At 75.9% G+C, this 7,301-nt stretch carries 8 protein-coding genes; 1 reads left to right on the top strand and 7 read right to left on the bottom strand.

Features of this window, described 5'->3' with window-relative positions:
- Positions 1-487: RDD family protein (locus ACXJKG_RS17630; RefSeq protein ID WP_456847043.1), on the bottom strand; the 487-nt coding region annotated here is incomplete at its 3' end.
- 50 nt (positions 488-537) lie between these two features.
- Here ACXJKG_RS17630 and ACXJKG_RS17625 point away from each other — a divergent pair.
- Positions 538-1,527 (top strand): stage II sporulation protein M, encoded by a 990-nt coding sequence (locus ACXJKG_RS17625; protein WP_456847042.1) that lies wholly within the window; start codon positions 538-540, stop codon positions 1,525-1,527.
- On the opposite strand, the gene ACXJKG_RS17620 is transcribed toward ACXJKG_RS17625, so the two are convergent.
- The 6 genes from ACXJKG_RS17620 to ACXJKG_RS17595 all read right to left on the bottom strand — a co-directional run.
- Positions 1,524-2,684: a winged helix DNA-binding domain-containing protein gene (locus ACXJKG_RS17620; protein ID WP_456847041.1), complete on the bottom strand. Its 1,161-nt coding sequence runs from the start codon at positions 2,682-2,684 to the stop codon at positions 1,524-1,526. The two genes, ACXJKG_RS17625 and ACXJKG_RS17620, sit on opposite strands and share 4 nt — an antisense overlap.
- Positions 2,681-3,973, bottom strand: a complete 1,293-nt coding sequence (locus tag ACXJKG_RS17615; protein WP_456847040.1) for a DUF58 domain-containing protein — start codon at positions 3,971-3,973, stop codon at positions 2,681-2,683. The genes ACXJKG_RS17620 and ACXJKG_RS17615 overlap by 4 nt, the downstream gene beginning before the upstream one ends.
- A gap of 1 nt (position 3,974) precedes the next feature.
- Positions 3,975-4,982 carry an AAA family ATPase gene (locus ACXJKG_RS17610; protein WP_456847039.1) on the bottom strand — a complete coding sequence of 336 codons (1,008 nt, stop codon included), beginning with the start codon at positions 4,980-4,982 and terminating at the stop codon, positions 3,975-3,977.
- On the bottom strand, positions 4,979-6,178 hold the full coding sequence (locus ACXJKG_RS17605) for a DUF4350 domain-containing protein (protein ID WP_456847038.1): 1,200 nt from the start codon (positions 6,176-6,178) through the stop codon (positions 4,979-4,981). Before ACXJKG_RS17605 ends, ACXJKG_RS17610 begins: the two co-directional genes overlap by 4 nt.
- Positions 6,175-6,840: a DUF4129 domain-containing protein gene (locus tag ACXJKG_RS17600; RefSeq protein WP_456847037.1), complete on the bottom strand. Its 666-nt coding sequence runs from the start codon at positions 6,838-6,840 to the stop codon at positions 6,175-6,177. Before ACXJKG_RS17600 ends, ACXJKG_RS17605 begins: the two co-directional genes overlap by 4 nt.
- Positions 6,837-7,301 (bottom strand): glycerophosphoryl diester phosphodiesterase membrane domain-containing protein (locus tag ACXJKG_RS17595; RefSeq protein WP_456847036.1); only part of this gene is annotated, 465 nt, incomplete at its 5' end. The genes ACXJKG_RS17595 and ACXJKG_RS17600, both read right to left, overlap by 4 nt.

The following is a 7,301-nucleotide window of genomic DNA, read 5'->3' as shown; positions in this document are numbered from 1 at the left end:
GCATGACGACGGGCGTGCGGACGCGCGCGGCGCCGCGGACGCGCAGCGCGTACGTCYCCGCGAGGATGTCGCCGATCCGTTTGCCCTGCGGGTGCACGATCGAGCAGATCAGCGCCACGCTGCCGAGCGTCAGCCACARCTCGCCCACCCCGACGAGCGCGCGGACGAACGACTGCCGGAACACGATGGGCCCGCCGTCGTCGCGCACGATCCGGATGCCGAGCGCGAGCTTGCCCAGCGAGCGCCCGCGGGTCAGGGTGTCCACGGTCGTCGGCACGACGACCGTCACGGTGGCGAAGAGCACGACCACGAGGATCCGGACGGCGTCCTCGGAGGGGCTGGGCAGCAGCGCGCCGAGCGCGATGAAGACGACCACGAGCACCGACCCGAGCACGAGCAGGTCGAGCAGGGCGGCCAGCAGGCGGCTCGCCGCGGAAGCCGGTCGTGAGTCGAGGACGACACCTTCGCCCGTGATGATGCCGTCCATGCGGGCAGGGTAACGGCTGCGGGGCGCAGCGAGATGGCAGGCTGTGCCGCATGGATCTCGACGCCTTCGAGCGGGCCCGCTCGGTCGACTGGGCACGGCTCGACCAGCTGGTGCGACAGCGCCGCCGCACGGGCGCGGAGGCCGACGAGCTCGTGCGGCTCTACCAGGCCGTGGCCACCGACCTGTCGGCGGTCCGGTCCGCCGCACCCGACCCCGAGATGGTGACGCGCCTGTCGATGCTCGTCGGGCGCGCGCGGGCCGCGGTCGCCGGAACCCACGAGCCCGCCTGGCGTGACGTCACCGCCTTCGTGGTCGTCTCGCTGCCGGCGGCCCTGTACCGGATCCGGTGGTGGACCGTCGGCGTCGCCACGGCGTTCATCCTGCTCGCCGTGACGTCGGGCATCTGGGTGGCCACGCAGCCGGACGTGCTCGGGTCCCTGATGACGCCGAGCCAGCAGCAGGAGTACGTCGACAGGTCCTTCGCCGAGTACTACGACCCCGGGGCAGGTTTCGCGGCCGTCGTCTGGACCAACAACGCCCTGCTCACCGCCGTCAGCATCGGGACCGGCATCACCGGGGTGTTGCCCGTCTTGTTCCAGGCGAACAACGCGATCAGCGTCGGCGCGATGGGCGGGCTGATGGCGGCGCACGACAGCCTGGGCCTGTTCCTCCAGCTCATCGCGCCGCACGGGCTGCTCGAGCTGACGGCGGTGTTCGTCGCGGGAGCTGCCGGTCTGCGGATCTTCTGGACCTGGGTGGACCCGGGTCCGCGTCCGCGCGGACGCGCCCTGGCCGAGGAGGCGCGCGCGCTGTTCACGGTCGCGATCGGCCTGGTCGGCGTGCTCGCGGTCTCGGGCCTGATCGAGGGGTTCGTCACCGGCTCGGGGCTGCCGTGGGTGGTCAAGGTGAGCATCGGCGTCGTGGCGCTGACGGCGTTCTGGACCTACGTGCTCGTCCTCGGGCGCCGCGCGGTGCGCGCCGGGCAGACGGGCGACCTCGAGGCCGACCGGGGGGGCTACAGCCTGGCGACCGCGGGTTAGGGCTCGACCACGGCGACGCGGCGGTCGTCGACCTCGCCCGCCATCAGCGCGACGAGCCCTTCCGCCTCGGCGACCAGCGCGTCCCGCTGCCCCGCCGTCGTCGGCGCGAACGGCCGCACCGTGAGCGTGACGGGCCCCCGACCCTTGTGGTCCCGCGGCACGTGCCACGTCCCCGCCACGCGCCCGTCCAGCAGGAACGTCGCCGGCACGACGCCGTTGGGGCTGGCCAGGAACGCGCGGTGCTCGGGGGACAGGATCCGCGTGCGGTCGGCGTGGCCCAGCAGCACGTTGTCGTAGTCGGGCAGGAACCGCACCGGCGCGGGCTCGTCGGGGTCCGGCAGCGGCATGCCGGGCAGGTCGAGCAGCTCCCGCTCGCGGACCGCGCCCGGCGAGGGCTCCGCGCGGTACCGGACCAGGTCGAGCCGGTCCACCACGGCGCGCAGCCCGGTCAGCCCCGACCAGCTCTGCACGTCCGCCACCGACGCGGGTCCGAACGCGGCCAGGTAGCGCCGCACCAGCCGCTCCTGCTCGGCGGCGAGCACGGAGGGGTCGGACAGGTCGGGCGCCGCGGCCGTCAGCTCGGGTCCGAACCAGGCCCAGGCGGTCGTCCACGTCGTCGCGCCGGACCGACCCCAGACGCCCCGCGGGGGCACCTGGACCAGCGGGAGGGTGCCGCGCGCGCCGTAGGCCAGCGTGCTGGGGCCGACGTCGGGCCAGCGCTCCGCGAGCAGCCGCCCGAGCTCGGTGGTCGCGCGGGGCTCGGCCTCGACGAGCTCGCGCGCGGCGGCGGTCAGGGCGGGGACGTCCAGGGTGCGCAGCCCGGCGGCGTGCGCGACGTTGACCAGCAGGTCCTTGGCGTACAGGGGGGCGATCAACCCGGGCAGCAGCAGCGCGTCGGGGGCGCTGACCAGGTGGATGGTGCCGCGCATCACCGCGATCCGGGCGACGGTCCGGTCCCAGAACGCGTCGCCCAGCTCCTCGGTCCGGAACCCGGCGACCCGGCTCCACAGCCCGACGTACGGCGACCAGGCGTTCTGGGCCTGCAGCCCGACCAGGTGGTCGATCACCCCGAGGGCCGGGCCGTCGCGGCGCGCGAGGAGGTGCTGCCGCGCCAGCAGCGCGCGGTTGAGGTGGGCCTGGCTGAGCAGCTCGGTCACAGCCGCCCCGCGGCCTTGAGGGCGAGGTACGTGTCGGCGAGCCGGGGCGCCAGGTCGTCGGGCAGCGCGTCGAGGACCTCCGCGCCCCGCTGCCGCAGCCGCTGGGTCACCGCGGCCCGCTCCAGCCCCACGCGCTCGGCGGCGGCAGCGTCGAACACGGCCGCGGCGCCGTCCCGGCCGGTGCGCAGTGCATCGACCTCCGGGTCCGCCACGGACGCGAGGACCACCTGGTGCCGCTCGGTGAGCTGGCCGACGACGCCGAGCAGCCCCTGCTCGACGGCCGCCGGGTCGAGGGCGGTGAGCAGGACGACGAGCGCGCGCTGGCTGAGCCGGTCCCGCACCTGCGCGACCACGCCGGGCCAGTCCGTCTCGACCAGGACAGGCTCCGCGAGCGCGAGCGTGTCGGCGAACGCGGCCATCACCCGCGGACCCGTGGCACCGGCCACACGCCCGCGGACGCGCCGGTCGAACAGGATGAGCTCGACCCGGTCGCCGGCCTTCGTGGCCAGCGCGGCGAGCAGCAGCGCCGCCTCGATCGACGCGTCCATCCGGGGGGCGTCCAGCACCCGCACCGCCGACGTCCGGCCGGTGTCGAGCACGATGAGCACCCGCCGGTCGCGCTCCGGGCGCCAGGTCCGCACCACGACGTCCGAGCGCCGGGCGGTCGCCCGCCAGTCGATCGAGCGCACGTCGTCGCCGATCACGTACTCGCGCAGGGAGTCGAACTCGGTGCCCGGCCCGCGCACCTGTACGGCCGCCCGGCCGTCGAGCTCCTTGAGCCGGGCCAGCCGGCTGGGCRGGTGCCGGCGCGACGCGAACTCCKGGAGCACCCGCAGGCGCCCGGGCACGGTCAGGGAGGCCTGCCGCCCCGCGAGCCCGAGCGGTCCCGCGGTCCGGACGGTCACGCGGTCGGCGTGGGTGTCCCCGCGGCGGGTCGGCAGCAGCACGGTGCGCACCCGCGTCCCCTCACCGGGCGCCACGTCCAGCTTGTGCCGGTCGACCCGCGCCCCCGCCGACGGCGGCCACGCGTCGCGCACGAGCCCCCGCAGGCGTCGTCGGCCCAGGTGGGACAGCGTGAGCGTGGAGGTCACGGGCTCCGTGAGCCGGACGGACGCCGGCACCTCCCGCCGCACCCCGACCTGCCGCGGCGACGCGGCGAGCGCCACGTCGATCGCGCAGGCGACCACGACGAGCAGCGTCCACAACAGCACGGTCCCGGTGGCGGGCACGACGAGCACCACCGGCAGGCCGAGCGCGGCGAGGACGACCGCGCGCCACGTGACCGCCATGTCAGCGGGGGACGGGTACGGACGCGAGCACGGTGTCGAGCACGCTCTCGGTGCTGACGCCCTCGAGCTCGGCCTCGGCCCGGAGCTGGACGCGGTGTCGCAGCGTCGGGTGGGCCAGCGCCTTGACGTCGTCGGGCGTGACGTAGCTGCGGCCCGAGAGCCAGGCCCACGCGCGCGACGTCGCGAGCAGCGCGGTGGCGCCACGCGGGGAGACACCCAGGGACAGCGACGGCGACCGCCGGGTGGCCCGGCAGACGTCGACCGCGTACCCGAGCACCTCGGGCGCGACCTGCACGCGGGCGACCTCGGCCCGGGCGCGCGCCAGCATCTCCGCGTTCGCCACGGGCCGCAGCCCGGCACCGGCGAGGTCGCGGGGGTCGAAGCCCGCGGCGTGCCGGGCCAGCACCTCGATCTCCTCGTCGCGCTCGGGCAGCGGCAGCACGAGCTTGAGCAGGAACCGGTCGAGCTGGGCCTCGGGGAGCGTGTACGTGCCCTCGTACTCGACCGGGTTCTGCGTCGCGATGACCAGGAACGGGTCGGGCAGCGGGCGGGGGGTGCCGTCGACGGAGACCTGCCGCTCCTCCATCGCCTCCAGGAGCGAGGCCTGGGTCTTGGGAGGGGTCCGGTTGATCTCGTCGGCGAGCAGAAGGTTGGTGAAGACCGGGCCCTCGCGGAACGAGAACTCGGCGGTGCGCGCGTCGTACACCAGCGAGCCCGTCACGTCGCCGGGCATGAGGTCCGGCGTGAACTGCACGCGCTTGGTCTGCAGGTCGAGCGCCGCGGACAGGGCGCGGACCAGCAGCGTCTTGGCGACGCCGGGCACGCCCTCGAGCAGCACGTGCCCGCGGCACAGCAGCGCGATGACCAGGCCGCTCACGGCGGCGTCCTGGCCGACCACGGCCTTGGCCACCTCGGCGCGCACGGCGCCGAGSGCCRCGCGCAGCTCGTGGGAGGGCTCGTTCGCCGGCGAGGTCGCCGTCGTCGTCCACTGGGGGCTGTCGTCGCTCACGTTCGGTGAACCTCGCTCTCGAGATGGTCCAGGTCGCGGGCCAGCTGGGCCAGCCCCCGGTCGTCGGTGGGTGGTGGTCCGTAGAGCAGGGCCTCGACGTCCGACGGCCGCCGGGACGTCGCACGCGCGACGGCGTCGACGACCAGGGGTGCCGGCGCCGAGCGCGGGAGGCCGAGCCGGGCGGCGCTGCGGGAGGCTGCACCGGCACGCAGGGCGGCCGCGGCGTGGCCGTAGGAGCGTCCGCGGCGGTAGAGCCGGCCGCGTCCGCGGGTGGTCTCGCCGGCCCGCACGACCACGGGCATCGGCTCGGTCACCAGCCGGCCGAGGCGGCGCCCGCGCCACAGGGCGGTCACGACGACGACGAGCAGGAGCTGCAGCGCCAGGATCGGGACCACGGGCGGCACCAGCGGGGCCGTGTCGGTCCCGGTGGCGCCGTCGTCCGCGGAGGCGGTGTCGTCGAGCGACGGGATGAACCAGACGAGGCGTTCGTGGCGGCCGAGGGCGCGCAGCACCAGCGCGGCGTTGCCCTGCTCCGCGAGGTGCTCGTTGGTGAGCGGCGCGTAGTCGGTGAGGGCCACGATCCGGCGGCCGTCGGCGTCCTCGACCACCGCGTACGCCCCGCCGCCGTCGGTGCCGGCGCCGGGGGACGGGAAGCACACGACGGCGTCGGGACCCGTGGCCACGACCGAGCCCGTGGCGGTGATCGTGCCCGCGGCGACCGCGTCGGGGTCGTCGCACTCGGCCGAGCGCACCTCGGGCGTGCTCGAGAGGCCGCCCTGCGGGGAGAGCTCGTCGGTGAGCCGCTGCAGCGCCCACCCTCCGTCGACGACCACGAGGTCCGCGCCCGTGGCGCCGATCGCGTCGATCTGGTCGTCGTCGAGCAGGTAGTCGCCGACGACCAGGACCGTCGTGCCCGGGCCGGCGAGAGCGCGCACGTCGGCGAGGTGCCGCACGTACCGGACGTCCACGCCCTGCCGCCCGAGGATCTGCGCGGCCGCGCGGGCGCCGGCGGGTGCGGGGTTGTCGGGGGCGAGCGTGAGGGTCGAGGTCTGCGGCTCGGGCAGCGCGGACAGGATCGCTGCGACGACGGCGAGCCCGAGCAGGCCCAGCGGCCAGCGGGCCTTGCGCCAGCGCCGCGACGACCTGCTGCGCGTGGTGGTGCCGTCGCCGACGACGACGTCCGTCGCCGCGCTCATCGGGGGGCCGCCGCGAGGTCGGTCAGGGCGCTCGGGGCTGCCGGGCGGGTGCCGCGCACGCGGGCGTCGAGCCCACGCAGCCGGGCGTCGTCGTCGGCGGTCCCGTGCACGTCGCCGAAGGCCACGTCGTCGAACGTGCGCCCCGCGGCGACCAGGTCGGCGCCGAGGTCCGGCAGCCGGGCGGCCGCGGCCAGCGCCGCCTCGTGGGCGGTCCGCGCCGCCCGCTCGTCCAGGATCGTGCGCTCCTCGAGGCCCCGGACGATCGCCCGGTACCGCTCGAGGACGGCGAGGGACCAGTCGGCGCRCGCGGCGGCGGCGTCGGCGGCCGCGCGGATCTGCTCGGCGGTCCGGTCGTCRTCGGCGTCGAGAACCCGGCGCTCCGAGGTCACCCGGCCGGCGCGCCGCACGGGCCCGGCGACGAGGAACGCGACGACGACGACCCCCACCACGATCGCGACGACGACGAGCACGGCCCACGGGTCGACCGCCGCGGGGGTGCGCAGGCTCGAGAGCTGCTCGGACAGCCAGGTCAGCAGCCGGCGCAGCAGCGAGCCCTGCTGGTGGTAGAGGGGGTCGGCGAGCTCCTCGCGGGCCCAGCGGCGCGCGGTCGCGGCGTCCGGGTCGACCGGCACGCCGGCCGGCACCCGGGCCGCGAGGTTCACGCGGTGGTCTCCGCGGCCCGGGCCAGCTCGACGTCGAGGCCCTCACGGCGCATCCGCACGTCGATGTAGAGCAGCGCGACGACGGCCGACAGGAACGTCGTGGACAGCGTGGACGCGATGATGTTGGCGACGCCCGTCACCACGATCGACAGGAACGACGTCCCCGCGGGGTCCCGCAGCACCAGGGCCGCGACCTCACCGGCCGGGACCGTGATGATGAACGAGATGATCCCGGCGAGGATCGCCGTGAGCAGGTAGATCCCGAAGAGGCGCCAGAAGCTCCCGCGCGTGAGCCGCCACGCGCGGGCGACGGTCGGCCAGAAGCGCTTGCCCTCGAGCATCAGCGCGGGCGCGACCAGGAGCGTCCGGGTGATCACCCAGATCGCCCCGACGAACAGCACCAAGGCGCCGGCCAGCCCGACCAGGACGGCCAACGCCACCTGGTTGTTCACGGCGAGGAG

It is taken from the genome of Cellulomonas sp. P5_C6, from assembly GCF_054049635.1.
Note: the sequence above shows the minus strand (reverse complement) of the source record. Positions and strands in the feature narration are given on the sequence as shown.